Origin of the sequence: Sutterella parvirubra YIT 11816 (assembly GCF_000250875.1) — a bacterium.
Lineage (GTDB): Bacteria > Pseudomonadota > Gammaproteobacteria > Burkholderiales > Burkholderiaceae_F > Sutterella > Sutterella parvirubra.
Genome location: NZ_JH604906.1, coordinates 1 through 1963 on the forward strand (window position 1 = coordinate 1; position 1963 = coordinate 1963).

A 1963-nucleotide genomic window follows, 5' to 3' on the forward strand; every position below is an offset into this window, starting at 1 on the left:
GTCGGGGCGTCGGGCCCTCGGCTCAGAAGGCCTGATACTCTTCGTCCGTTACGGGTTCAAGCCACTCGGCCTTGTTGTTCGGGACGTTGGTTTCGATCGAGATGTGCACCATCCCGATCCTCTCGTCCGCGCCGTGCCAGTGTTCGACTTCGGGCGGGATCTTCACGACGTCGCCCGGGCGGAGGATGCGGATCCTGCCGCCGCGTTCGCAGTAGCGGCCGAGCCCTTCCAGAACGAGCAGGATCTGCCCGCCCGAATGCTTGTGCCAGTTCGTGCGGGCGCCCGGCGTGAAGGTGACGTTTCCGATCGGGCAGTTGAAGACGCCGTCGTTCGGTTCCACGAGCATCGAGAGGAGCGTCTCGCCCGTGAAGAACTTCCGGTAGGGATTGGGGCCGCCTTGCTCGAAAACGGAGACGGGGACTTGGTGGTTGTCGCTCATGGTCTTGGTCCTTGGTTGTGCGTGTTGGGCGTATCGGGGGTGTCGGGTGCGTGCGGCGGAAATCACGGCGGAAATCACGCCTGGGGGATCCTTCAGTGTCTCGATGAGGCCGCGCGCCGCGCTCCCGAACGCTCTTGTCCGTTTCGATTCTCCCGCGCGCGGAGAGGGTCGGAAGGCCTCGGCATGCACCTTGGGAAGATCGGTCAAGCACCGCATGAGATCGGGCAAGGGAATCGCCCGACTCATGCGTTTTCCGCATGGAAGCTGAGTCGGTTCCGGCATGAATCTGGGGAGGGTGGTCGGGAGCGGGCTCAACGGGACGCCCTGAAGCCGCCGGGGGCCGCCCTGGGTCAACGTGCCTGCGCCTTCACTCCCGTGTGCGTCAAGCCGAATAAGGAACTCCGGCATGGACAAATAGGTGAGGTCGGGCGACAATCGAAGCAAGAAAACGGATCGTGCGCGCACTCCCGGCGGGCAAAAACCGGGTGCGCGGCCGACGCGTTTTCGGACCGAACAACCATTCGTGCCCGGGGAGGCGGTCCGGCTCAAGCGCCGGAAGACTCCCCGCAGCACCGGGCGCGCCCAACCCCCGGGCCCGCCCCCGACCAGGAGGACACGCCATGCGCATTTTGGTTCCCGTCGACGGCAGCGAAGAGAGCCGCCGACTCATCCGTTTCTTGGGCACCCGCGAGACGCTTCTCGGGGCTTCGCCCGAGATCGAGCTTCTGAACGTCCAGACGGGCCCGAGCGAAGGGCTCTCGCGCGTGTTCGGCCTTGAGGCCGTCAACGCCGTCTACCAGGAAGAGGGCCGCAAGGTCTTCGATGCGCTACGCGAGGACATCGAAGCCGCCGGCATCACCCCGAAGGAAGTCGTGAAGATCGGCGAAGCCGGTGCGGGCGTCGCGAAGGAGGCGGAAGCCTCGGGCGCGGACCTGATCGTCATGGGCTCGCGCGGGCTGAACCCGATCCGCGGGTTCTTCCTCGGGTCCTTCACGAACGCGGTCCTCTCGCAGGTGAAGACCCCGGTTCTGATTCTGCGTGAAGGCTCCGTCGTGCCCCCGAAGGCCATGCGCGTCGGCGTCGCGATCGACGGCAGCGCCTACGGCGAAGCCGCGGTGAACTACGTCCTCGCCAACCGCGAGCTCTTCGGCGACGATGCCACGTTCGAGATCCTCCACGTCGCGGAAGGTCCGTCGACGCTTCTGAACGTCGCGCCCGAAATGGACGGCGCGGTGTCGGTGACCGGCATCCAGCGCACGATCGCGGATGAACTCAACGACGAAGTCTTCGCGCCGGTTGAAAAGATCTTCGCGGACGCGGACGTTCCCGTGAAGAAGGTGAGCATGGTGGGCACGGCCGCCGACCAGATCGCGAAGTACGCCGCCGACAACCTCGACATGATCGTCATGGGCTCGCACGGCCGCGGGAACTTCTCCGCCGCGGTGTTGGGGTCGGTGGCGATGAAGGTCGCCGCGAACACGACGCAGCCGGTGCTCGTCATCCGCAAGTGATGGGGTGACGGCG

2 protein-coding genes are annotated in these 1963 nt (G+C 65.8%); one reads left to right on the plus strand and one right to left on the minus strand.

All coding sequences use genetic code 11. The features are described 5' to 3' along the window. Window positions 1-22 precede the first annotated feature (22 nt). Entirely contained in the window at window positions 23-439 is a 417-nt protein-coding gene (locus HMPREF9440_RS02745; RefSeq protein WP_040763312.1) for a cupin domain-containing protein, read from the minus strand. A gap of 620 nt (window positions 440-1059) precedes the next feature. On the opposite strand from HMPREF9440_RS02745, the gene HMPREF9440_RS02750 reads away from it, so the two are divergent. Continuing rightward, complete coding sequence (locus tag HMPREF9440_RS02750) at window positions 1060-1950, plus strand: universal stress protein (RefSeq protein WP_008541276.1); 891 nt, start codon at window positions 1060-1062, stop codon at window positions 1948-1950. Window positions 1951-1963: the final 13 nt, after the last annotated feature.